The organism is Martelella sp. NC20 (genome assembly GCF_013459645.1).
In the GTDB taxonomy this organism is placed as follows: Bacteria; Pseudomonadota; Alphaproteobacteria; order Rhizobiales; family Rhizobiaceae; genus Martelella.
This window is the reverse complement of the sequence record NZ_CP054861.1, coordinates 1,398,975-1,422,621: the sequence shown is the minus strand read 5'-3', so window position 1 is coordinate 1,422,621 and position 23,647 is coordinate 1,398,975. Positions and strand designations below refer to the sequence as shown.

The window sequence follows — 23,647 nt, the reverse complement described above, 5'->3', positions numbered from 1 at the left end:
GAACCACGCGGATTTGGAGTGTGTCCACTTTTCCCGAACGCGCGCACAACTTTCTTTTTCCGCGCGCCCGGACGGAAAACCGGTATCCACTTTTCCTGGACGCGCTTTAGCGGCCAGCGCGATAGGCCGGATCGAAGCGCGGCTTGGCGCCGGTCACCAGCGCGAAGGTTTTGCCGGCATTGGGCTCTGCCTCTGCGCCTGTGTCCTGGGCGGCGCTCGTCACCAGCATCCAGCCGCCATCGCGACCGATGAAGGCGGGGCAGGTCGGTTGCCGCGCGGGCAGTTGATAGCGCGCCTTAAGCTTGCCTCCGGGGTCGAACTGGTCGAGCACGCCGGCGCCGTAGCGCGCGTTCCAGATATTGCCGTCGCCATCGCAGACGGCGCCATCCATGCCGCCCGGCATATGCGAGGTGTCGATGAACACGCTGGCCGGGCCAGTCGGCAGGCCGGTCTCCGGCGCAAGCGGAACCGCCATCAACTGGTTGACGTCGGTATCGACATAATAGCCGGTCGCCCCGTCCGGCGAAAAGCAGATCGCATTGGGGATGGTGATCTTCGTAAACAGCGGCGTTACCACGCCTTCGAGCACATGATAGATCGCGCCGGCCTTCTTTTCGGCGTTCTTGCCCATGGTCGAAACCCAGAACGCGCCGGAGGCATGGACCCGGGCATCGTTGGAGCGGGTGACCGCGTTGTCGGCCTCAATCGCCACATGCAGCGACAGCGCCCCGGTGGAGGTGTCGCGGAAATAAAGCCCGGTCTCGGTGGAGATCACCTGGCGGTGTTCATCCACGACGGCCAGCGCGCTGGCCATTTCCGGAAGCGCAATGATACGGCGGTCGCGGGTCGAGACTTTCAGCAGATGCAGCTTGCTGGCGTTGATATCGAACCACCAGATCAGGTCCGTGTCGCGGTCGTAACCCGGCCCCTCGCCAAGCGACATCCGCTCCGTCACCAGGATCTTGCCCTCAAATACGGTCTCTGTGATCATAATGTCTCCCGATGCCCCTCATTTCTTGTTTTACCGCAGCGGATCGCCGCGCGTATCATGAAAATTCCCGCCCTTGCCAGAGGAAAGACAAGGCCTGACAATAAATCAAGCTCTCAGTGTGGCGGGATGCCGGCAAGTTCGGCCTCTCCCGGGTATTGTCGCGAAGTTTTTTCAGGCTGCGACACAAGCCTCCACGACCGGCGTCGAGGCTTAAAAAATAAGCGGAGTCAATAATTTGTGCACCGCAACAAAACCAGTGACGGGCTTGTTCGCGCTATTTTGAGTCTAAATCATTGTTCCAGCCGTAAAAAAGCTGCTTGCAAAGGCAAACCGAATAGTCCATCTTCTCGACAGTTCCAGAGGGGATGAAAACAAATACGCGCCCAAGAGCGCGGACGTAAGACAATAGAAACGCCGGCGCCATGAACCTCAGGGTTCCTTTAAAAGCGCCGGCGTTTCTATTGTTTTGCTTGCCCCCTCCCCCACACTGTTCTCTCACGTAACTTCCGGCTTTCCTTGGCCGGCCGGCGCGAGGCCTTGAAGCCGAGGCGGTATCCGCATCGCCCTTGACGCCGGCTCGCCGCCGATTCCGGCTTTGCCATTGGCGCTCGCGGCATTTCCCACTATCTAGAGCAGGACCAGCGCTGCCGTACAAACCGGGAAACAGTTTCATGACCGAAATCACCAGCCAGCAGGTTCTCAGAAGCCTTGAAGCCGTAAACCTTCCCGATGGCAAACCGCTTGCCTTCAGCGGGCTTGTCTCCGACATCTTCGTGACCGACGGAAAGATTTATTTCTCGCTGACCGTTCCGGGTGGCGACGCGGATGCCTTCGAACCGGTGCGGCTGGCCGCGGCGAAAGCGGCCGAAGCCATTCCCGGCGCCCGGCAGGCCTTCGTGACGCTGACCGCCGACAAGCCGGCCAATAGCGCCGCCCCTCCTTCCAAACCCCGCCCGTCGGCTCCGCCAAAAACACCCGAACAGCCCGCCAAGCCGGATATCCCCGGCATCGGTTCGATCATCGCGGTCGCTTCGGGCAAGGGCGGCGTGGGCAAATCCACCACTTCGGTCAATCTCGCGCTCGGCCTCGCCGCGGAGGGGCTGAAGGTCGGCCTGCTCGACGCCGATATCTACGGGCCGTCGATACCGAGGCTGTTCGGCCTTTCCGGCCGGCCGACGCAGGGCCCGGGCCGAACCATCATGCCGATGGAAAAATTCGGCCTGAAGGTGATGTCGATCGGCTTTCTGGTCGATGAGGGCACGGCCGTGATCTGGCGCGGGCCGATGGTGCAGTCGGCGCTGATGCAGATGCTGCGCGAGGTCGCCTGGGGCGAGCTCGACGTGCTGGTGGTCGACATGCCGCCGGGCACCGGCGATGCCCAGCTCACCATGGCCCAGCAGGTTCCGCTCGCCGGCAGCGTGGTGGTATCGACCCCGCAGGATCTGGCGCTGATCGATGCCCGCAAGGCGATCGCCATGTTCAACAAGGTCTCGGTGCCCGTGCTCGGGATCGTCGAGAATATGAGCACCTTCATCTGCCCCGATTGCGGCGCGACCCACAACATTTTCGGCCATGGCGGCGCGAAAGCCGAAGCGGAAAAGATCGGGGTCCCGTTTCTGGGCGAGGTGCCGCTCGCCATCGACATCCGCGAAAAATCGGATGCCGGCACGCCGGTCGTCGTCGATGCGCCCGACGGGGCGTACGCAGCGGCCTACCGGGCCATTGCAAAAGCGGTGCATGAGGGTCTGCGCGCCCGCACCCGCAAGGCGCCGTCGATCGTTTTCGATTAGAGCGTCGGGCGGAAAAGTGGAATCCGGTTTTTCGCTAACCCGACGCGTCAAAATAAGGAATCTAGAGCGGCGCGGATCAAGCTGGTTCGACCGGGCTTCGCCGTGCCGGCGACAAAAAACGGCGCCCGCACTGGGCGCCGCTTTTGGTTTTGTCAGCCGCAGTCCGCTTTAACGCGGCTCGCTTCTGAGGCCCTTGATAATCGCAAAGCAGGCCAGAAGCAGGACGATCGTGAACGGGAAGCCCGTCGATACGGCCATGGCCTGCAGCGCCGTCAGACCGCCGCCGAGCAGCAGGGCGATGGCCACCAGCCCCTCGAAGCTTGCCCAGAACACACGCTGCGGCACCGGCGCATCGACCTTGCCGCCGGCTGTGATCGTATCGATCACGATCGAACCCGAGTCGGACGAGGTCACGAAGAACACGACGACAAGGATGATGCCGATGACCGAGGTGATCGTCGCCAGCGGCAGCGCCTCCAGCATGATGAACAGCTTCAGATCGAGCGGCGCATCGGCAAGGGCCTGATAATTGTTGACGATGATCTCGCGGATCGCGGTATCGCCGAACACGGTCATCCAGACGATCGAGACCGCCGAAGGAATGATCAGCACGCAGGTGATGAACTCACGCACCGTGCGGCCGCGCGAGACGCGGGCGATGAACATGCCGACGAAGGGCGACCAGGAAATCCACCAGGCCCAGTAGAACGAGGTCCAGCCATCCAGGAAGTTCTTGTCTGTCCGCCCGAACGGATTGGCAAGCTCCGGCAGGTAGCGGGCATAATCGACGAAGTTGGAGAACACGCCGCCAAGGATGGCAAGCGTCGGGCCAACGGCGATCACGAACAGCAGCAGCACTGCGGCAAGGCCCATATTGATCTTCGAAAGCCGCTGGACGCCGGCGTCCATCCCCGCCACCACCGAGACAAGCGCAATTCCGGTGATGAAGACGATCAGCACCACCTTGGAGACGTCGGTCACGGGCAGGCCGAAAATGTGGTTGAGGCCCGCATTGGCCTGCTCCGCGCCGATCCCGAGCGACGTCGCAAGCCCGAACAGGGTCGCAAGCACCGCCAGAACATCGATGACATGCCCCGTCCAGCCCCACACCCGTTCGCCGAAAATCGGATAGAACACCGAGCGCATGGCGAGCGGCAGGCCCTTGTTGTAGGAAAACAGCGCGAGCGCCAATGCGACAATGGCGTAGATCGCCCAGGGATGAAGCGCCCAGTGGAAGATCGTCGCCGCCATGGCGAGCGATTGAGCCTTTGCCGGATCGCCTGCAGCGCCGCCGAGCGGAGCCCAGCTTTCCGGCGTACCGGCGTTCGCCGCAACCGAAGTCGTATAGTGCGAAATCGGCTCGGAAACGCCGTAGAACATCAGGCCGATGCCCATGCCCGCGGCAAACAGCATCGAGAACCAGCCGGTATAGGTATAATCCGGCGTGGCATCGGCGCCGCCAAGGCGGATCTTGCCGTATGGCGAGAAGATCAGATAGACGCCGAGCAGCACGAAAATATTGCCGGCCAGCAGGAAGAACCAGTCGAACGTCGAGGTCAGCCAGTCGCGCAGACCGTTGAAGACGACCTCTGCCTGATCCTGAAAGGCAAGCGTGACCAGCACGAAGGCGACCACGGCAAGTCCCGAGATCAGGAAGACCGGATTGTGGATATCCAGGCCGAAGGGCCCGATATTGGTGGTGATATTGTCCTGGCCGATCTCGTAATCGGTGTCGATGATGTCTGTCTCGCCTTCTGGCTCGGGTATCCCCGTGTCGGACATGAAATATCTCCTTGTTTCAAATCAGCGCATCGGCCTGGACCTGTCCGCCCGGCGATCCGCGATGTCTTGAACCGGCTCAGCCGCGAACCAGCAGAACGGATGCCCTGGTATGGGTTGCGAGCTGGCCGCCGTGGGAATGCATGAAATGGTCGGCAAGGTTGGGCACGTGGGTGGCCATAACCACCAGATCGCAGCCGAGCTCATCGACAGAGCGCGCGAGCGCCTGGTTGAGATCGATCGCCGGATCGTGAGCGACGACAACGTGAGTTTCGGCCGTTAAACCGTTTGCGGCAGCCTGCGCCCGGGCGAAGGCGTCGAGTTTTTTCCGGTATTCCTCCGGATTATGACCGATAGCGCCCGGCGCCGACGATGTGACGCCGACATAGACGACCGATGCGCCGTAGAGCTTGCCGATATCGCCAGCTGCCTGCAGGCCGCGCCCGAGCTTTTCCGCATGGGCCAGATCGACGGGTACCATGATTTTCGTAAACATCGCGATTCCTGGATTTGCGGGTTTGCCGACCCGCCGGTTTCCTTCCCTTCACCACAATCCCTGTGGGGCTTCCCGCCGGCACGACATATGCCGATCACGAAAAAGCCACATTGTGTTTAGCATCTCGCCGCATGCCCGGCAAATCGAGCGGGGCATTTTGCCGTTGCATGGGCCCGACGCGGACGCAAAAAAGCCATGGCGCGCACGGGCAACCATGGCTTTTCAAAAAACCGGTGAAAGGCGATCAGGCCTCTTCGAGTTGCGGCAGGATCTGCAATTCATACAGGCGACGATAGGGTCCGTCATGGGAGAGGAGATCGCGCTGCGGCCCCTGCTCGAGGATTTTTCCGTTTTCGAGAACCACGATGTTATCGGCCGATGTGATCGTTGCGAGACGGTGCGCGATCACGATCGTGGTACGGCCCTCGGTCAGCCGCTTCAGCGCATCCTGCACCAGCGATTCGGCGTAGGAATCGAGCGCGCTGGTTGCCTCGTCGAGGATCAGGATATCGGCATCGCGCAACATAGCCCGGGCGATCGCGAGGCGCTGCTTCTGGCCTCCGGAAAGATTGCCGCCGTTTTCACCGACGGGAGAATCATAGCCGTTGGGCATGTTCATGATGAAATCATGCGCATGGGCGTCCTTGGCGGCCTGGATGATTTCCTCCTCGCTCGCCCCCTCGCGACCGAGCGCCAGATTGTCGCGCACCGTGCCGCTGAACAGGAACGTGTCCTGCCCGACATAGGCCATATGAGACCGTAGTGAGGCGAAGGAGACCTGCCTCAAATCGAGGCCGTTGACCTTGATTGTACCCTTCTCGGGGTCAAACATGCGCATGACGAGATTGATAATCGTGGATTTGCCGCCGCCGGATGCGCCAACGAGAGCTGTTGTCTTGCCCGCCGAAAAAACAAGATTGAGATTATCAAACAAAGGCTTGTCAGGGGCATAGGAAAAACCGACATCTTCGAAGACAATCTCACCGCCGCCCTCATCGGGTATCGGCAGGGCATTCTCGGCTTCCGTCAGCTGTATCGGATGGTCCTTGATCTCGTACATCATCCGCACGCCAACCATGGCTGCCTCAAGATTGATCCTCATGCGCGCCAACCGCTTGGCCGGCTCATAAGCGAGAAGCAGCGCCGTGATGAACGACATCAATTCACCCGGGCTCTTGTCGCCGCCGACGACCCAAAAGCCGCTCAGCGCAATCACGCCAGCGATGGCAAGCCCGGAAAGCGTTTCCATGATCGGGCTGGTGGCGGCCGAAAGGCGCGCGATGGCATTGGCACGATGTTCGACCTGCGTGACGTTATGGTTCATACGCTCGCGCATATGCTCCTCCAGACCGAACGCCTTGATGATCCGCACGCCCGTCGAAGCTTCCTGCACACCCTCGATGATCCTGGTAACCGCCGTCAATTCCTGACGCATGATGTCGCGGACCTTCTTGGTCAGATAGCGTACGCCCAAAAAGGCCGCGGGGCCGATCACCAGCGATACAAGCGACAGGATCGGCTGCTGGATGAACATCACCGCCATAAGGCCGATCAGCGAGAAGAGATCCCGGATGGCGGAAGTCAGCACCAGATCCATAACAGACCGGGCTGCCTGCGCGTTGTTCGTCAGGCGCATCACCAGGTCGGAGGACGGATGTTTGATGAAGAAGTTCAGATCCTGCCGAAGAATGCGATCGAAGATGCGCTTTTGCGTCACGGCAATGATGTTGTTGCCGGCCCTGCTGAGAATGACGATCTGAAAATAGGTTGCGATGCCCTTGACGATGAAGATCGTCGCAACACCGCCGGCGAGGAAGAACATGCGCTGCATGTCTTTCGAAACCACGGTTTCGTTGACGATATCCTTCATGATCCATGCGCTCATGGAGGTCATGGCCGCGACAATCAGCATCGCGACTGTCGCCAGAGCATACCACGGAGCCTGGGCGCGCAGGTTCTCCGACAGCAACCGATAAAGCAGGCTGCGGTTCGCCATGGGAATAAATCGCGCGAGAACTCTGTCGAGAAGTCGCTTGAAAACCGAGTTTCTGGGCATTGGGATGCGTTGTTCCATATCGATTAGGGCCCTTCGCTGGCGCGCGGCAACACTGACGTGCGCTCATCGTCCCATTCGGCATTGGGGGCTGACAAATAGGCCAATCATCTCGCAAGAGCAAGACCCGCGCGCTGTGGCCAATGCAGAAGAAAACAGATGTGTGTCTTCTCAGCCCTTCAGGAAACGCAACTCCGGAGCTCTCTCCCGCCCCAGATGCGAGGTCCGTCTGCGGGCCACCGTCAGCACCTTGTCCTCGCCCGGCAGGAGCGTGAAGCAATTGTCGGACCAGATGTCGTCGCCGCCGTGATCATAGGTGACGTAAAGCGCCGGCCGGTCGGTCGAAAGCGTGATCCGGTCATTCTCCGCCTTCACGGTGATGGTCGGTTCGCCGAAGCGGTAGGCTTTCGGCCGTTTCGGCAGATACTCGTTTTCGCCGAGATGATTGCCGTCGCCATCGCGCCAGTCGAACACCAGAAAGACGCTGTCGCTCAGGCTTTCCGGCCGGATGCGGGCGATCTCGACCACCGCGTCCACGCTGGCGACCGCCGCGTAGGTTCCCAGTTCCGAGACCGTCCCATCGGCCGCATCGACGGTGCGCAGCCGGACCGAGATCGGCTTTTCGTCCTCGATATCGGAGACCGCGAACAGCACGATCGCACCGGTTTCCGGGTCCGGCTCGGCGGTCACCATCAGCGGCGCGAAGAACCGGCGGGCGAGATACTGCGTGGCCTTCCAGCCGCCGCCATATTCGAGGCTCGACCAGCTTGCCACCGGCCAGGTGTCGTTCAACTGCCAGAACAGCGTGCCCATGGTTCTCGGCTTGCTCGCGCGCCAGAACTCAATCGCCGTCTTCATCGCCAGTCCCTGCGAGAGCTGGCTCAGATAGACCATGTCCTCGAAGGTCTCGGGAAAGCGGAAATAGCGCGCGATGGTTTCCACGATCCGGCTGTTGCCGCCGACATTGCGCTGGTGGACATCCATGACGGCGGACGAGACATTGCGGTCTTCAGGCGCGGTGAAGCTCTCGATCACCCGCATCGACGGAAACGACTGGAAGCCGAACTCCGAGCAGAACCGCGGGCGGACGCTGCGGTAATGCTCGAAATCTTTCGCCGAGTGCCAGACATCCCAGAAATGCATGTCGCCCGCGGTATCGACATGCCAGCCATCGCCGAAATCGAGCCGGCCGACCGACGGCGATGACGGGCGGAACGGCAGGCCGATCGCCTCATCCTCGACCGCCTCCTCGAGCGCATGGTTGAGGCGGTCGTAGATCGCCAGATAACGGTCGCGGTTCTCGATGCTGGCATCGTACCAGGTGAGCGCGCCCACCAGTTCATTGTCGCCGCACCACAGCGCGATCGAGGCGAAGCGCGACAGCCGGCGCAATTGCTGGCGGGCCTCCCGGCGGACCAGATCGAGAAAGCGGCGGTCATGGGCCGGATAGAGATTGCAGGCGAACATGAAATCCTGCCAGACCATGATCCCGAGTTCGTCGCAAAGCGCGTAAAACCAGTCGGCCTCATACTGTCCGCCGCCCCAGACGCGGATCATGTTCATGTTGGCCTCGACCGCCGAGAGCAACAGGTCGCGCACGCTCTCGGGCGTGGCGCGGGCGGGAAGCGCGTCGCCGGGGATCCAGTTGGCGCCCTTCATGAAGATTTCGCGGCCATTGATGCTGAAGGCGAAGCGGTTGCCGATGGCATCGGCATTGGTCAGCAACGCGACGCTGCGAAGGCCGATACGGAAATCGCGGGTCTCGCCGGCCAGCGACACCGAGAGATCGTAAAACGCCTGCTCGCCATGGCTGGCCGGCCACCAGAGCCGTGGATTTTCGATCCTCACGGTCACCGTGACCCGGTTTTCGCCGGGCCAGGCGGTGAGCTTGCCGGTCGCGCGCAAACCGTCGACTTCGACCCTGGCCTCGGCTTCGGCCGGTGCAAAGGCGAAGGCGTGGAAGGTGACATCGAGTTCGACCGCGCCTCGTTCGTGGCGCTGGCGGATCGCAACATCGTCGAGCCTGAGATCGCCGGTTTTCACCAGCGCGATATCGCCGTAGAAGCCGAGCGGCGAAAGCGCGATGCCCCAGTCCCAGCCGCCATGGCATTGCGCCCGGCGCAGGAAGTTGAAATGGCCGATGCGGCTGTTGGCGGTATAGGGCATCGGAAATTCGGACGCCTTCGCGCGCCGTTCGGCCTCTCGCGAATTGGACAGGAACCGCACCGCGATCTCGTTTTCGCCCGCGCGCAACAGCCCCGTCACATCGAAATCATAGCGCAGGAACTGGCTTTCGCAGCGCCCGGCCGGCTTTCCGTTGACGCTGACCTCGGCGAGGCAATCGATGCTTTCGAAGCGAAGCGTGAAGCGACCGCCGTCGAGATCGGCAAGCTGGAAGCGCCTGACCGCGACCCACTCGGCTTCGTGAACCCAGTCGGTTCCGGTCTCGTTGTCGCGGAAATAGGGATCTTCGATTTCGCCCGCCGCAAGCAGCGCGGAATGAACGTCGCCGGGCGCCGACAGCGTGACGGAACTGCCATGGGCATCAGAGGAAAAGGTCCAGTCGTCGTTGAGATAGAGAATTTCCGTCATGCTGCATCCGCCCATCGATATAAAATCATCACGCCGGCCTTGTAGACCTTTTTTGGTTCTCCCTGAACCGGTTTCAAGGAGGGCACGGCAGATTTTTGCGGCTTCTTGTCGCACGCGCCGAATTTGACCGGCGGGCGGTTAACGGGCACAGTTCGGCCACCAGCCCTCCGGGATATCATGATGCGTCGTATTCTCCTTCTCGCCCTGCTGCTGTTGCCGGTCACGGTTACGTCCGCCGCCGCCGGCGAGGTCACGATCGCCGTCGCCGCGAATTTCACCGGCACCGCCGAGGAGATCGCCGAGGCCTTCCGTGAGGAGACCGGACACGACGCGGTGTTGAGCTTCGGTTCGACCGGCAGGCTCTATGCCCAGATCATTCACGGCGCTCCCTATGACGTGTTTCTCGCCGCCGATCTGGAGCGCCCCGACCGCGCGATCGCCGAGGGATATGCGGTTGAAGGCAGCGCCTTTGTCTATGCGCTGGGGGCTCTCGTTCTCTACAGCACCGACCCCGAACTCGTCGATGCGGACGGCGCGGTGCTCTTCCACCCCGAACGGTTCGGGAAACTGGCGATCGCCAATCCCCGCACCGCGCCCTATGGCGCGGCCGCCGTCGAGGCGATGCGGTCGCTCGGTGTCTACGACCGGCTCAGTGACCGGCTGGTCGAGGGCGAAAACATCACTCAGGCATTCCAGTTCGTCGCCACCGGCAATGCCGGGCTCGGCTTCGTCGCGCTGTCGCAGGTCATCGACCGGCCCGGGGGCTCGCGCTACGAGGTGCCGGCCGATCTCTATCGCCCGATCGCCCAGGGCGCGGTTCTTTTGAAAAACGGCGAGAACAATTCGGCCGCGCGCGCGTTTATGAGCTTCCTGAAGGGCGAAGTCGCCCGTAAAATTGTCGAAAATCACGGCTACCGGTTGCCGCCGTGATTCCCTGCGGTCGGGAATAGGCTCTGGAGCGGAAATAATGTGGGAAGCCGTGTTCCTGACGCTGAAACTTGCAGGCGTCACGACCTTGTTCTTGATGGTGCTGGGCGTCCCTCTGGCCTGGTGGCTGGCGCGTTCCGGCACATGGTGGAAGGAGGTGATCGGCGCGATCGTCGCCCTTCCTCTGGTATTGCCGCCGACGGTCCTCGGCTTCTACCTGCTGATCGCGCTCAGCCCGCAAAGCCCGCTCGGCGAGGCGATCGGGGCGACCATCGGCTTCACGCTGCCCTTCACATTCGCGGGCCTCGTCGTCGGCTCGGTGATCTATTCGCTGCCCTTTGCGGTGCAGCCGGTGCGCAACGCCTTCGAGGCGATCGGCAATGATCCGCTAGAGGCGGCGGCGACGCTTCGGGCCGGGCCATTCGACCGTTTCTTTTCCGTCGCCCTGCCGCTTGCCCGGCCCGGCCTCATCACCGGCGCGATCCTCGGCTTTGCCCATACCGTCGGCGAGTTCGGCGTGGTGCTGATGATCGGCGGCAATATTCCGGGCAAGACCAAGGTCCTGTCGGTGGCAATCTACGATTATGTCGAAACGCTGCAATGGGGAAAGGCGCATATCCTCGCTGCCGGCATGCTGGTGTTTTCCTTCGTCGTCATTCTTTCGACAATGCTGATCGAGCGGCGCATGCGGAGGCGTTTTCCATGACCGGTGACAGACTTTCCGCCCGTTTCGCCGGCCGTTTCGGCACGTTCCTCCTCGAGGCGTCCCTCAGGTTTCCGAAAAGCGGGGTGACCGCGCTGTTCGGCCCGTCCGGCTGCGGCAAATCGAGCCTGCTGCGCTGCTTCGCGGGGCTAGAGCACCTGCCGGAGGGCGAATTTGCGATCGATGGCGAGGTCTGGCAGGACGGCACAACCTTCCGGCCGCCGCATCGGCGCGAGGTCGGCTATGTGTTCCAGCAGGCCAATCTGTTTCCGCATCTGACCGTGCGCGGCAATCTGCGCTATGGCGAAAAGCGGGCAAAGAGCGACGGCAAGGCCCGGTTCGACGAACTTGTCGGCCTTCTGGGTCTTGCCGGGCTTCTGGAACGCATGCCCGCCCGGCTTTCCGGCGGCGAGCGCCAGAGGGTCGCGATCGCCCGCGCGCTGCTGTCGCAGCCCAAGCTGCTGTTGATGGACGAGCCGATGTCGGCGCTCGATATCCATGCGCGCCAGGAGATTTTTCCCTATCTTCAGGACCTCAGGCAAAGCCTCTCCATTCCCATGCTCTACGTCACCCATGCGCCGGACGAGGTGGCCCGGCTTGCCGACCATCTGGCGGTGATGCGCGAAGGACGCATTATAGCCGTGGGCCCCACCGCCGAAACGCTCGCCCGCCTCGACCTGCCGATGGCGCATGAGCGCCGCGCCGGGATTTCGATCGATGCCCGGATCGCCGATATCGACCTGCGCTGGCAACTCGCGCTTGCCAAATTCGAGGGCGGCGCGCTGTGGATTACCCATACCGGAAAACAGGTCGGCGATCCGGTGCGCCTGATGATCCATGCCCGCGATGTTTCGATCGCGCTCACCGAAAATGCCAAGGTGTCGATCATCAACCGCATACCCGCCACGATCCGCCAGATCGCCCGGGGCGATCATCCCTCGGCGATGATCGTGCATCTGGAGATCGGCAAGAGTCTGGTGATGGCGCGGGTGACCGCGCGCTCGGCGCATCTGCTCGACCTGAAGCCCGGCATGGCGGTGTTTGCCCAGATCAAGTCGGTGGCGATCATCGATTAACACATAATGATTTGTTGATATAAATATATCTTTATATGATGTTGACAATCGCCGCGTGAACGATCAGTCTGGCGCTGTCTTGGTTCGCTGCGAAGCGCCAAGAGGGAATCCGGTGCGCCCCGAAACAAACAGGGCAATTCCGGAGCTGCCCCCGCAACTGTAAGCGGCGAGCGCCTTTCCACCGATGTCACTGGGAAACCGGGAAGACGGAAAGCCGCCGCGACCCGCAAGCCAGGAGACCTGCCAAGACGACAACTTGTCCACGGGCGGGGTGTCCTGATGGTGCTGCCGGTTGTGACGGGCGTTTTCGCCCGTCGGTTTCCGCACGCTTTCCTGAACCCATGCCCCCAGATCTGAATGGGGTATGAAATGTCAAACGACAAACTGGCCGCGGCGAGCCTCGGCTTTCCACGCATCGGCGCGCGGCGCGAACTGAAATTCGCGCTGGAATCCTTCTGGGCCGGCAAATCCGGGGCCGCTGCCCTGCTCGACACCGCCGAGCATCTGCGCCGCCGCAACTGGCTGACGCAGCAGGAAAAGGGGATCGCCATCATCCCCTCGAACGATTTCTCGCTCTATGACCACGTGCTCGACACCGCCGTCATGGTTGGCGCCATCCCCGAGGGTTATGGCTGGACCGGCGGCGCGGTGAGCCTTGAGAGCTATTTCGCGCTGGCGCGGGGCGGCGAGGTTTGCGGCCACAGCCACGGCGAAACCCGCGCGCTGGAAATGACCAAGTGGTTCGACACCAATTACCATTATCTCGTGCCGGAACTGACCGAGGACCAGACTTTTGCACTGACCGGAACCAAGCCGCTCGACCACTACCTCGAGGCCAAAGCCCTCGGCATCGAGACCCGGCCGGTCATCCTCGGCCCCGTCACCTTCCTCAAGCTCGCCAAGGCGCGCGGATCCGACTTCACGCCGCTCTCGCTGCTTGACAGGCTGCTGCCGGTCTATGCCGACCTGCTTTCGCGATTGAAACAGGCCGGCGCGGAATGGGTGCAGATCGATGAGCCGGCGCTGGTGCTGGACCTTACCGACGAGGAGCGCGCCGCCTTCGTCCACGCCTATGCGGTTCTTGCCGGCGATGCCCCGAAAATCATGCTGGCGAGCTATTTCGGCGCGCCGGGCGACAATCTCACGACCCTGCTTTCGCTGCCGGTAGCCGGCGTGCATGTCGATCTTGTGCGCGGGACGCTGGACAGCCTGCTCGACGAGGCCCCTTCCGGTCTCGTACTGTCGCTCGGCATCATCGACGGCCGCAATATCTGGCGCGCGGATCTCTCCGCGATCATCGACCGACTTGCCCCGATCGTCGCCAGACGCGGAGCGGCCAACATCCAGATCGCGCCGTCCTGCTCGCTGCTGCACGTGCCGATCGACGTCGAGCTTGAAACCGAACTCGAGCCGGCGCTGAAAACCTGGCTTTCCTTCGCCAATCAGAAGCTCGACGAGCTTGCAGCGCTCGCCGGGGGACTTTCGCGCGGCAAGGCGGCCGTGGCCGAGGCAATCTCCGCAGCTGACGCCGCCATCGCCTCGCGCGCGGCATCGGCGCGGGTCCACAACGACGTTGTTTCAGCCCGGCTTGCCGCCGTCACCGAGGCCGACAGGAGCCGGAAATCTCCGTTTGCCGAGCGTATCGCGCTTCAGCATGACCGGCTGAAACTGCCGGCCTTTCCGACCACCACCATCGGCTCCTTCCCGCAGACGGCCGCCGTCCGCAAGGCGCGCGCCGCCTTCAACAAGGGCGCGCTTGATGCCGATGCCTATCGCGGCTTCCTGGAGGACGAGACCGCGACCGCGATCGCCTTCCAGGAGGAAATCGGCCTCGACGTGCTGGTCCACGGCGAATTCGAGCGCAATGACATGGTGCAGTATTTCGGCGAGCAGCTTTCCGGTTTCGCCTTCACCAAACATGGCTGGGTGCAGAGCTACGGCTCGCGCTATGTCCGCCCGCCGATCATTTTCGGCGATGTCGCCCGGCCGCAGCCGATGACGGTCGCATGGTGGCAATTCGCGCAATCGAAGACGGAAAGGCCGGTCAAGGGCATGCTCACCGGGCCGGTGACCATCCTCAACTGGTCGTTCGTGCGCGACGATATTCCCCGTTCCGAAACCTGCGCCCAGATCGCGCTTGCGATCCGCGACGAGGTGGCCGATCTCGAAAAGGCGGGGGCCGCCATCATCCAGATCGACGAGGCAGCGCTCCGGGAAGGCTTGCCGCTGCGGAAATCCGGCTGGAAGGACTATCTCGGCTGGGCGGTCGACGCCTTCCGGCTGACGGCCTCGGGGGTTTCGGACGAAACCCAGATCCACACCCATATGTGCTACTCGGAGTTCAACGACATCATCGAGGCGATCGCGGCGATGGATGCCGACGTGATCTCGATCGAGACGTCGCGCTCGAAAATGGAACTGCTCGACGCCTTCACCGGCTTCGACTATCCAAACGAGATCGGCCCCGGCGTCTACGATATCCACTCCCCGCGCGTCCCCGACCGGGCGGAAATGACGGAACTCTTGACGCTCGCCCGAAAGCGCCTTGCCGACCGCAAGCTCTGGGTCAATCCCGATTGCGGCCTGAAGACGCGCGGCTGGGACGAGGTGAAGCCGGCGCTGGTACATATGGTGGAGGCGGCGAAGGCGTTACGGGGATAGGCTGCCGCCTCCAAAGCACCGACAGCTTCCTCACAATCTCCCCCTTGAGGGCAGGCAAGTTGCATATGGCCCTGAGACTTGCTCCCAATACTCTCTCCCGCTTGCGGGAGAGATGCCCCGAAAGGGGCAGTGAGGGTGAAGCAGCATTTCTGACCCGTGAGGGCTTCCGTGTGGATAGACTCGCCCCTCACTGTCGCTTTCGCGACATCTCTCCCCGCCGGGGCGAGAAGACTTGGGGGCTATGCGGTGAAGCGATAAGCGAAAGCCCCGTCTCAAGGGGGGAGATTGTTTTCTGCAAAGGCCGGGCTGTTTCCGCCGCCTCACCCGGAAGGCGGCACCCAGGCGCTTTCCGACGACACTTTCCGGCAGAAGTCGGCCGCACTCCTGCGGGCGTGGTCGGCGACGCCGCGCAGGATGTTCTGGCCGACGGCGGTCTGGTAGGTGGCGACGATCGGCATTGGCGGGAAGGGTTTGGTCACGCTCACCCGGCTGAGCAGGCCGTTCTCCAGTTCACGGGCGATCGCGACCGAGGGGATCGCCGCGAGGCCGAAACCGCCGATCAAGAGGTTGATCATCGCAAACAGCGAGTTCGAACTCGTCAGCTTGGAGGCGAGCACCCGTTCGTCCTGAAAATAGGGCGCGACATAGGCGTAGGGCGGCGTGCCCTTGGGAAAGGTGATGATCGGCATTTTCGACAGTTCGTCGACACTGTAGGTGGTCGCCTTGTCGATCACGGCGGGGGCGGCGGCCCAGACCATTTCATAATAGCAGATGATGAAGGACCGGAAATTGTCGCCGATCGCGGGCTCGATGCCGAAGATCAGGTCGAACTCGCCATGGGAAAGGCCGGCGATGAGGTCGCGCGTCCCCTCGATCGTAAGCTCGACCCTGAGGTTCGGCATCGCCTGGCTCAGCGCCTCGATGAAATCCGGCATCCAGGTGGCGACCACGGAATCGATCGCGCCGATGCGCACGGTATAGGCGGCATCGCTGCCGCCCTCCTTCAGGTCGGATTTCAGCGTGTTGAGCTTTTCCAGCACCTCCTGGAACACCTGCAGCGCTTCCTCGCCCGCCGGCGTCAGCCGGAACTCGCGGTCGCCGCGCTCGACAAGCCGGCAGGCATAATCGCGCTCGAGGATCGCAAGGCGCGAGGAAATCGCCGGCTGGGTGGTGTTCAGCTCCCGTGCGGTGCGGCCGAAATGCCGGTTGCGGGCAAGCGCCACGAACGTGGCCATGTCGATGATGCGCATCGCCATACGCTATCAGCCTCCACACCGCCGCACAATCAGACTCAAGCCTGCCGCGCGAGTACGCGAACGCGGCCGGGTTCGATTGAAAGCGCGACCTCGTCGCCGGGCTCGAACACGGTTTCGTTGTCGGTCAGCAACCGGATGGTTTCGCCGGCAAGGGTCAGCACATAGCGGTTGCGGGCCCCGAGATAGACCCGGGTCCTGACCTTCGCCTTCAAACCTTCGCCGGTTACGGAGACGGTCAGATCCTCCTGTCGCAGCACCACGGAAACCGGCCCCGCCGCCACGTCCGGCGAAACGGCAAGACACTGGCCGTCCTCCAGCACCGCGCTGCCGCCCCCTTCCGAATTCGCCTTCAGCACATTGGCCGAGCCGATGAAGCCGGAGACGAATTCGGTTGCCGGGCGGGCATAGATTTCCGCCGGCGCGCCCTCCTGCTCGACCTTGCCGGCGTTCAAAAGCACCACCCGGTCGGACAGGCTCAGCGCCTCCTCCTGGTCGTGGGTCACGAACAGGGTGGTGAGACCGAGACGGCGGTGGATTTCGATCAGTTCCACCTGCATGTCCTCGCGCAGCCGCGCGTCGAGATTGGACAGCGGCTCGTCGAGCAGCAGCACTTTCGGGTTGGACACGATCGCGCGGGCAAGGGCCACGCGCTGCTGCTGGCCACCGGAGAGCTGTCGGGGGTAGCGATCGGCAAGATGGGAAAGCTGCACCGTTTCGAGCGCGGCCTTGACCCGGGCGTCCTGCTCCTCGCGATCGCCGATGCGGCGCATCCTGAGCGGAAAGCGGATATTCTCGTAGACGCTGAGATGTGGCAGCAGCGCGTAAGACTGGAACATCATCGCGATATCGCGTCTTTCCGGCGGCAACTGCGTCACATCCTGACCGTCGATGACGACATGGCCGGCGGTGACGGCCTCAAGGCCGGCGACGGTGCGCAACAGCGTGGTCTTGCCGCAGCCGGATGCGCCCAGCAGGCTCACGAATTCGCCCGATGACAGCGCGAGATCGATGCCGTGGAGGACTTCCACCTTGCCGTAGGACTTCTTGATCCGATCGAGATGAATATCCGACATGATTATATTCCTAACCGCTGGCGAATTTGCCGATACCGAGCACGCGGTCGATAACGAGGATGAGAATGACAGTGAGCGCGATCATGATGGTGGAGACCGCGGCAACGGACGGGTCGGGGCTGAATTCGAGCTGGCCGTAGATCTGGACCGGCAGCGTCGTCAGGTCCGGGGTGCGCAGGAACAGCGACAGCACCGCCTCGTCGAAGGAGATGTTGAAGGCGAAGAACGCGCCGGCGGCAAGCCCCGGCCGGCATTGCGGCAGCACCACGAACAACAGCCGCTGGATGCGGCCCGCCCCCATGGTGCGCGCCGCCTCCTCGATGAACGGGTCGGATTCCGACAGCACGGCGAGTGTGGTGCGCACCACATAGGGCAGCGTGATCGCGGTATGGCCGATCCACAGCGTGACGAACGAGACGCTGCCGAAGGTCGCGCTCCAGAACATCAGCAGGCCGATGGCGTAGATGATCGTCGGCAGGATCAGCGGCGACAGGAACACGGCGCCGATGAGTTCCGATTTCGGCAATTGCCGGCGGTGGATCGCGATCGCCGCCGCCCCGCCGATAGTGACGGAGGAGAACGTCACCAGAAGCGCGATGCCAAGGCTCAATGCCCCGGCGGAAAGATAAGCGCTCGACGACAGCACCTTCCGATACCATTCGAGCGAGAAGTCCTTTGGCGGAAACGAGATGAACTGGTTGGCCGAAAACGAGGTGCCGATCACCACCACAAGCGGCGCCAGCATGACCACCACGATCAGCGCGATGAACACGAAGGTCGCGATCTTGAGCCAGAGCGGAACGGCCTTAACCATGATGGCCCCTCGTCAACCTGAAATAGGGGATGAGGGTGAGCGCGATGCCGAGGAACAGGATCACCGCCTGGGCGGCGGCGAAATGCCAGTCGAGCGTCTGCGTCACCGACGAATAGATCGAGGCCGCCAGCACCTGCAGCCGCGGACCGCCCAGCAGGCTCGGCGTCACGAACGAGCTTGCCGACAGCGTGAACGCCAGAAGCGAACCGGCCGCGATCCCCGGCATCGCAAGCGGCAGCACCACATGGCGAAACGCCTGCAGGAAGGAACAGCCCATGGTGCGCGCGGCCTCCTCCAGGCGCTGGTCGATGCGGGTGACCACGCCGAGAATGGACAGCGTCATGAATGGCAGCAGCACCTGCACCATGCCGATCACGATCGCGGTCTCGGTGCGCATCAGCGTGAAATTGCGCTTCACCAGTCCGAGATCGTAAAGCGTCGACGAGATGATGCCGCCACGCTCGAAGATCACCATCCAGCCGAAAGTGCGGATCACGACGCTGGTCATCAGCGGCAGCAGGATGACGATGATCAGCCACAGCCGGAGGCTGGGCCCGGCGCGGGCCATGATATAGGCCAGCGGAAAGCCGACCAGCGCCGAGATCAGCGTGATGATGAAGGACAGCCGGATCGTGCGCCACAGCACATTGAGGTAATAGGGCTCGCGGACGAATTCGGCAAAATGGGAAAGCGTGAAACCCTCCGGCCCCATCACCGACAGCATCAGCATGCGCGCGATCGGCAGGAAAAACGCCAGCGCCAGAAGCAGCAGACCGGGCGAAACCAGAAGCGCGTTTTCTGCACGGTCGGAGTTCATCCGCTGGGTTTCCTCTTGTTGATGCTGTGTACCACGCAAGCGTCTATTATAACGCACCCAACCGCATAGCCCGCCAATCTTCTCGCCCCGGAGGGGAGAGATGTCGCGACAGCGACAGTGAGGGGGGAGGCTTTCACCTCGGACGCCTTCAAGAATGGATATGCCGTTTCACCCTCACTGCCCCTTTCGGGGCATCTCTCCCGCAAGCGGGAGAGAGTATTGGGAGCAAGACGCAGGGCCAATGCGGCTCCGACGCTGTTGATTCACCCCGCATCCCGGCAGAGCCGGGATGCGGGGCGGGCGCACCGCCTTATTGCGCGATTGCCTTGTTCCATTCGACGACCCAGTCGGCGCGGTTGGCCTCGATCACTTCGGGGTCGAAACGCATCAGGCTCTTCACGCCTTCCTCGCCGTAAGCGACGTCGGCGGCAACCTCTTCCGGCAGTTCGGTTCTGGAATTGGTGGGCGTATAACGCAGCGCCTCGGCAAAGCAGGCCTGGGCCTCCGGCGAAAGCTCGATATCGATGAACTTCAGCGCCAGATCCTGATTGTCGCGGCCGGCCACCAGATTGGCGGTGATGTAGCTTGCCGGCGTGCCTTCCCCGCCCTGCTGGAACTTGACCGGAAGGCCGGCCTTTCTGAGCGTATAGGCATAGTCGGAGGCATAAGGGGCGACGAAGGTGCCGCCCTGGGCAAAGGCCTGCTGGATTTCCGGCGATTTCGAAACCACGAAGGCGCCGTTCTCGAGCATGGTCTTGACCACGTCGAGGCCCGGCTGGATGTTGTCGAGGTCGCCGCCGGCAATCCGGTTCAGCATCAGGAAGCCGAACAGGCCGTAGGTGTTGGAAATGTCGGTCAGCACCAGGCCTTCCGCCATCTCCGGCTTCATCAGGTCGGCCCACATGGCGGGCTCCTCGGAAAGCTCGTCGCTGTTATAGAGCAGGCCGATGGCGGCGATCTGATAGGCCGGGCCTTCACCCTTGGCCATGTTGGCGCCGGCGAAGGGGTAGAGGTCGGCGGCGTTGGTGAGCTTTTCGGCATCGATCGGCGCCAGCAGGCCTTCCTTGGCGCCCACGATTTCCTGGCCGCCGGAGAAATGGATCACGTCATATTGCGGCGCGTCCTTCTGGGCGCGCAGCTGGGCGAAGGCGTCAGCCGAATAGGCGGTGACGATCCTGACCTCGGCGCCGGTCTCGGCCGTGAACGGATCGATCACGCATTTGCGGTGCGCCTCCTCATAAGCGCCGCCGAAGGAATTGATGGTGATTTCCGCGGCGAAGGCCGGTACGGCGGTCAGCACGGAAACGCCGGCGAGCATTGCTGTAACAAGTTTCATGCTATTCCCTTCCTGTTGGTTATCGGATGATCAGGCCAGCCGGCCGATCTCCACTTTCTTCGCGCCCTCGGTGCGGATCAGCCTGCACTGGGCCGCCAACGCATCGAGATTTTCCGTCACCTTGCCGAAATAGGTGCAGGATATCCACCCGGTCGGGCCGAATGTCCGCCCGCCGACGCCGTAGAACATGCCGATCTCCCAGAACTCCTCGGGATCGATCTTGAAGAAGTTCTTCGGCTGGTAGAACCACAGCAGCTCGCCCGGCTCCGGCAGGATGGTCTGGTTTTCCGCCGGCAATTTGGTCGGGTCGAAATTGCGGGCTTCCTCCGGCAGGCCCATCATGATTTCGGGCCCGGAGAAAATCGCATGGGTCGCCGGCCACTGGATCGGCTTTTCGAGCGCGCCCCAGATGGCCTTGCAGGTCTCCGGCGCGTTTTCCCAATAAAGAGAAATTATGCCCTGGACATCGGCATCGACGAATTTCAGGTAAAGTTTCTTGTCGCTCACGAACAGGCTCCCGGTGGTTTTCGAGACAGGAAACCGGAATTTGGCAAAGTCTGTCCAATTTCAATTTCGCATGCGGCAATCAGATATTTTTATCGAGCCGCGCGATCCCCCTCCCTCACGTTCGCGCGGCTCTTCCCTCGCGCTCGCGCGAATGTGAGCGGCGACGGCGCTGTTTTTGCATGCCGCCGCTTGCCTTGCCATGTTTCGGGCGATCTACTGCCGGGGCGATGACGCGGGAGACGAAAATGATCGACAGACGTACGATTTTGACGGGAATGCTGGCTGCTGGCGGCCTTGCGGCCTTTCCCCGGTTTCCCGCCGCTGCCCATGAGCCTTCGCCGGAAGAGGTGTTCGCCGATCCGGCAGCGCCCGTGCTCGGCAATCCCGACGGCGATGTCACGGTGGTCGAGTTCTTCGATTTCCAGTGCACCTATTGCAAGCGCGACTATCCGATGATCCGCGACGTCGTGGCCAGGGATGGCAATGTCAAACTGGTGATGAAGGACTGGCCGATCTTCGGGCCGGTCTCCGTCTACGCCGCCCAGGCGGTGCAGGGCGCGGCCTTCCTCGGCGACTACGAGACCGCGCTCGACGCGCTGATGCGCGCCAACACCCGGCTGAGCCATGAAAAGGTCGAGGAAATCCTCACCGGCGCGGGGCTCGATTTCGACGCGATCGCCGCCAGCGTCTCGAAAAACGAGGAGCAGATCGGCGCGCTTCTCGATCGCAACTACCATCAGGCCGAAGCGTTCCAGTTCAACGGAACCCCGTCATTCGTGATCGGACGGATGATCTATCCGGGCGTCCTCGACCGCCCGCTGCTGGAAGAAGCCATCGCCAAGGCCCGCGCCATCTGAGCCGGCGCGATAAAGGACTGGACCGCAGGACAACCTGCCGATAGCCTTCCAGTGCCTCCAACAGCACAAGAGCCAAGCATGAGCAGACTCACCCGCTTTTCCGTTTCACCTCTGTCCGAAATGACCCGTCATCTCGCAGACGTCGCCTCCGGGCGGGCCGATCCCGATCTGGTGATCGCCGGCGCGCGGGTGCTGTCAACCTATAGCGAGCGGATACTCGACGGTCGTGAAATCTGGCTTGCGGGCGGACGGATCGCAGCGGTCAAGCCGGCGGGCAGCTATCAGGGTCGTTCGGCCGCAAGCTATGACGTCAACGGCGGCATCATTGCCCCCGGTCTCGTCGATCCGCATCTGCATATCGAATCGAGCATGGTGACCGCCTGCGCCTATGCCGAGGCGGCACTCCTGAACGGCACCACCACGATATTCTGCGACAGCCACGAGATCGGCAATGTCATGGATGTCGCGGGCGTCGAGGCGATGCTGGAGGATGCCCGTCAGGCGCCGCTGTCGATCTACCTCACCGTGCCCTCCACCGTGCCGGCGACCTCTGCCGCGATGGAAACCGCCGGCGGCGACCTGACCCCGGACAAGATCGCCGCGATCTTCGACAAATGGCCGGAAGCCGTGGCGCTCGGCGAGAAGATGGATTTCGTGCCCGTTGCCACGAGCGACGAGCGCTCGCATGCGATCATCGCCGAAGCGCTGAAACGCGGCCGCCCGGTCTCCGGCCATGTCTATGGCCGCGAATTCGTGGCCGCCTATGCCGCCGCCGGCGTGACCGACACCCATGAGGCGATCGACCGCGAGATCGCCAACGACCTGCTGGAGGCGGGCGTCTGGATTTTCCTGCGCGGCGGGCCGCCGTCCACGCCGTGGCATTCGCTGCCCGAAGCGATCAAGGCGATCACCGAGCTCGGCGCCTCCCACAAGCGCGTGGCGGTGTGCACCGACGATCGCGATGCCGACGATCTTTTGATGTTCGGACTGGACTGGGTGACGCGTCAGGCGGTGAAAGCCGGGATGAAGCCGGAACAGGCCTGGGCGATGGGCTCGCTCCACGGCGCGACCCGCTTCGGCCTTGGCGAGGAGATCGGCGGACTTGGCGGCGGCAGGCGGGCCGATCTGGTGCTGCTCGACGATACGCTGCAGCCGATCAACACCTGGTATGGCGGCGAACTGGTGGTCGAGGATCGCAAGGTGACGGCGGTACTCGACGCGGCGCTGTCGGATCGCTGGCGCTATCCCGATGCCGCCTATCACACCGTCAAGCTGCCGAAACAGGTGAAGCTCATCCCGGAACTGCCCGTGGAGCGCGTCAAGGCCCACTGCATCCGCACCGAACTGCCGGGCATCACCGCGGTTCACGAGATCATCGAGCTTGAACCGGCCAATGACTGGCAGTCGCATTTCGACCGCCACAATCTCTGCTTCGTTGCCGTGGTCGAGCGGCATGGCAAGTCCGACGGCAATGTCGCCCACGGCCTGCTGTCGAATTTCTCGCTGAAGCGCGGGGCGGTCGCCTCCTCGGTCGGCCATGACAGCCACAACATCATCGTCGCCGGCACCAATGAGGCCGACATGCAGGTCGCGATGCGGGCGATCGAGGATGTTCAGGGCGGGGTCTGCGTTGTCGCCGACGGCAAGGTCCGCGCCATGGTGGAACTGCCGATCGCCGGGCTTCTTTCCGACAAGCGCGTTCATGACGTGGCCGACGACCTGCGCGTGCTGAAGCTCGCATGGGAAGAGGCCGGCTGCTCGATCCCCTATATGGGCTTCAACCTGATCCCGCTCTCCGTGATCCCCGAAATCCGGATCACCGACAAGGGTCTGGTGCTGGTGCCGGAAATGGAAATCGCCGACTTGTTCGAGCCGGCCTAGTTCGTTCCGACTCAGGCTGATGCCCCCCCGAAACGCGA

Annotated in this window: 18 protein-coding genes and 1 riboswitch; of the genes, 7 read left to right on the top strand and 11 right to left on the bottom strand. The window is 62.7% G+C overall.

Annotation, left to right across the window (positions count from 1 at the left end; genetic code table 11):
- Positions 1-106 precede the first annotated feature (106 nt).
- Entirely contained in the window at positions 107-991 is an 885-nt protein-coding gene (locus HQ843_RS06830; protein WP_180899221.1) for an SMP-30/gluconolactonase/LRE family protein, read from the bottom strand.
- A 671-nt stretch (positions 992-1,662) separates the two neighbouring features.
- Here HQ843_RS06830 and apbC point away from each other — a divergent pair.
- Positions 1,663-2,781 carry an iron-sulfur cluster carrier protein ApbC gene (apbC, locus tag HQ843_RS06825; RefSeq protein ID WP_180899222.1) on the top strand — a complete coding sequence of 373 codons (1,119 nt, stop codon included), beginning with the start codon at positions 1,663-1,665 and terminating at the stop codon, positions 2,779-2,781.
- Between the two features lie 168 nt (positions 2,782-2,949).
- Here apbC and HQ843_RS06820 read toward each other — a convergent pair whose 3' ends face one another.
- From HQ843_RS06820 to HQ843_RS06805, 4 genes are all read right to left on the bottom strand, one after another.
- Positions 2,950-4,563 carry a BCCT family transporter gene (locus HQ843_RS06820; RefSeq protein WP_180899223.1) on the bottom strand — a complete coding sequence of 538 codons (1,614 nt, stop codon included), beginning with the start codon at positions 4,561-4,563 and terminating at the stop codon, positions 2,950-2,952.
- Between the two features lie 76 nt (positions 4,564-4,639).
- Positions 4,640-5,056, bottom strand: coding sequence for a universal stress protein (locus HQ843_RS06815; RefSeq protein ID WP_180899224.1), 417 nt, complete (start codon positions 5,054-5,056; stop codon positions 4,640-4,642).
- 244 nt (positions 5,057-5,300) lie between these two features.
- Entirely contained in the window at positions 5,301-7,052 is a 1,752-nt protein-coding gene (locus tag HQ843_RS06810; RefSeq protein WP_180899225.1) for an ABC transporter ATP-binding protein, read from the bottom strand.
- A 228-nt stretch (positions 7,053-7,280) separates the two neighbouring features.
- Complete coding sequence (locus tag HQ843_RS06805) at positions 7,281-9,701, bottom strand: beta-mannosidase (RefSeq protein ID WP_180899226.1); 2,421 nt, start codon at positions 9,699-9,701, stop codon at positions 7,281-7,283.
- A 180-nt stretch (positions 9,702-9,881) separates the two neighbouring features.
- Between HQ843_RS06805 and modA the strand changes: the two genes are divergently transcribed.
- The 4 genes from modA to metE all read left to right on the top strand — a co-directional run bounded on the left by modA (position 9,882) and on the right by metE (position 15,068).
- The gene (gene modA, locus HQ843_RS06800) at positions 9,882-10,631 is read left to right on the top strand and encodes a molybdate ABC transporter substrate-binding protein (RefSeq protein ID WP_180899227.1); all 750 of its coding nucleotides are present in this window, start codon (positions 9,882-9,884) and stop codon (positions 10,629-10,631) included.
- 37 nt (positions 10,632-10,668) lie between these two features.
- The gene (modB, locus tag HQ843_RS06795) at positions 10,669-11,334 is read left to right on the top strand and encodes a molybdate ABC transporter permease subunit (protein WP_180899228.1); all 666 of its coding nucleotides are present in this window, start codon (positions 10,669-10,671) and stop codon (positions 11,332-11,334) included.
- Entirely contained in the window at positions 11,331-12,407 is a 1,077-nt protein-coding gene (modC, locus tag HQ843_RS06790; protein WP_180899229.1) for a molybdenum ABC transporter ATP-binding protein, read from the top strand. The genes modB and modC overlap by 4 nt, the downstream gene beginning before the upstream one ends.
- 63 nt (positions 12,408-12,470) lie before the next feature.
- A riboswitch (cobalamin riboswitch) is annotated at positions 12,471-12,669 on the top strand.
- Positions 12,670-12,776: 107 nt separating this feature from the next.
- Entirely contained in the window at positions 12,777-15,068 is a 2,292-nt protein-coding gene (metE, locus tag HQ843_RS06785) for a 5-methyltetrahydropteroyltriglutamate--homocysteine S-methyltransferase (RefSeq protein ID WP_180903432.1), read from the top strand.
- Between the two features lie 320 nt (positions 15,069-15,388).
- On the opposite strand, the gene HQ843_RS06780 is transcribed toward metE, so the two are convergent.
- The 6 genes from HQ843_RS06780 to HQ843_RS06755 form a co-directional block, all read right to left on the bottom strand.
- A complete protein-coding gene (locus tag HQ843_RS06780; RefSeq protein ID WP_180899230.1) occupies positions 15,389-16,324 on the bottom strand; it encodes a LysR family transcriptional regulator in 936 nt (311 codons plus the stop codon).
- Between the two features lie 35 nt (positions 16,325-16,359).
- Entirely contained in the window at positions 16,360-17,397 is a 1,038-nt protein-coding gene (locus tag HQ843_RS06775; protein ID WP_180899231.1) for an ABC transporter ATP-binding protein, read from the bottom strand.
- 10 nt (positions 17,398-17,407) lie between these two features.
- Positions 17,408-18,211, bottom strand: coding sequence for an ABC transporter permease (locus HQ843_RS06770; protein WP_180899232.1), 804 nt, complete (start codon positions 18,209-18,211; stop codon positions 17,408-17,410).
- Positions 18,204-19,028, bottom strand: coding sequence for an ABC transporter permease (locus tag HQ843_RS06765; protein WP_180899233.1), 825 nt, complete (start codon positions 19,026-19,028; stop codon positions 18,204-18,206). Before HQ843_RS06765 ends, HQ843_RS06770 begins: the two co-directional genes overlap by 8 nt.
- A gap of 310 nt (positions 19,029-19,338) precedes the next feature.
- Positions 19,339-20,364 carry an ABC transporter substrate-binding protein gene (locus HQ843_RS06760; protein WP_180899234.1) on the bottom strand — a complete coding sequence of 342 codons (1,026 nt, stop codon included), beginning with the start codon at positions 20,362-20,364 and terminating at the stop codon, positions 19,339-19,341.
- A gap of 30 nt (positions 20,365-20,394) precedes the next feature.
- Complete coding sequence (locus tag HQ843_RS06755; protein WP_180899235.1) at positions 20,395-20,871, bottom strand: DUF3830 family protein; 477 nt, start codon at positions 20,869-20,871, stop codon at positions 20,395-20,397.
- 245 nt (positions 20,872-21,116) lie between these two features.
- Between HQ843_RS06755 and HQ843_RS06750 the strand changes: the two genes are divergently transcribed.
- Both HQ843_RS06750 and HQ843_RS06745 read left to right on the top strand, forming a co-directional pair.
- Entirely contained in the window at positions 21,117-21,728 is a 612-nt protein-coding gene (locus tag HQ843_RS06750; RefSeq protein ID WP_180899236.1) for a DsbA family protein, read from the top strand.
- A 78-nt stretch (positions 21,729-21,806) separates the two neighbouring features.
- Positions 21,807-23,609, top strand: coding sequence for an adenine deaminase (locus HQ843_RS06745; protein WP_180899237.1), 1,803 nt, complete (start codon positions 21,807-21,809; stop codon positions 23,607-23,609).
- Positions 23,610-23,647 lie beyond the last annotated feature (38 nt).

Coding starts and splice junctions, on each gene's coding strand:
- HQ843_RS06830 (WP_180899221.1), bottom strand. CDS start 991: ATGATCACAGAGACCGTATTTGAGGGCAAGATCCTGGTGACGGAGCGG.
- apbC (WP_180899222.1), top strand. CDS start 1,663: ATGACCGAAATCACCAGCCAGCAGGTTCTCAGAAGCCTTGAAGCCGTA.
- HQ843_RS06820 (WP_180899223.1), bottom strand. CDS start 4,563: ATGTCCGACACGGGGATACCCGAGCCAGAAGGCGAGACAGACATCATC.
- HQ843_RS06815 (WP_180899224.1), bottom strand. CDS start 5,056: ATGTTTACGAAAATCATGGTACCCGTCGATCTGGCCCATGCGGAAAAG.
- HQ843_RS06810 (WP_180899225.1), bottom strand. CDS start 7,052: ATGGCGAACCGCAGCCTGCTTTATCGGTTGCTGTCGGAGAACCTGCGC.
- HQ843_RS06805 (WP_180899226.1), bottom strand. CDS start 9,701: ATGACGGAAATTCTCTATCTCAACGACGACTGGACCTTTTCCTCTGAT.
- modA (WP_180899227.1), top strand. CDS start 9,882: ATGCGTCGTATTCTCCTTCTCGCCCTGCTGCTGTTGCCGGTCACGGTT.
- modB (WP_180899228.1), top strand. CDS start 10,669: ATGTGGGAAGCCGTGTTCCTGACGCTGAAACTTGCAGGCGTCACGACC.
- modC (WP_180899229.1), top strand. CDS start 11,331: ATGACCGGTGACAGACTTTCCGCCCGTTTCGCCGGCCGTTTCGGCACG.
- metE (WP_180903432.1), top strand. CDS start 12,777: ATGTCAAACGACAAACTGGCCGCGGCGAGCCTCGGCTTTCCACGCATC.
- HQ843_RS06780 (WP_180899230.1), bottom strand. CDS start 16,324: ATGGCGATGCGCATCATCGACATGGCCACGTTCGTGGCGCTTGCCCGC.
- HQ843_RS06775 (WP_180899231.1), bottom strand. CDS start 17,397: ATGTCGGATATTCATCTCGATCGGATCAAGAAGTCCTACGGCAAGGTG.
- HQ843_RS06770 (WP_180899232.1), bottom strand. CDS start 18,211: ATGGTTAAGGCCGTTCCGCTCTGGCTCAAGATCGCGACCTTCGTGTTC.
- HQ843_RS06765 (WP_180899233.1), bottom strand. CDS start 19,028: ATGAACTCCGACCGTGCAGAAAACGCGCTTCTGGTTTCGCCCGGTCTG.
- HQ843_RS06760 (WP_180899234.1), bottom strand. CDS start 20,364: ATGAAACTTGTTACAGCAATGCTCGCCGGCGTTTCCGTGCTGACCGCC.
- HQ843_RS06750 (WP_180899236.1), top strand. CDS start 21,117: ATGATCGACAGACGTACGATTTTGACGGGAATGCTGGCTGCTGGCGGC.
- HQ843_RS06745 (WP_180899237.1), top strand. CDS start 21,807: ATGAGCAGACTCACCCGCTTTTCCGTTTCACCTCTGTCCGAAATGACC.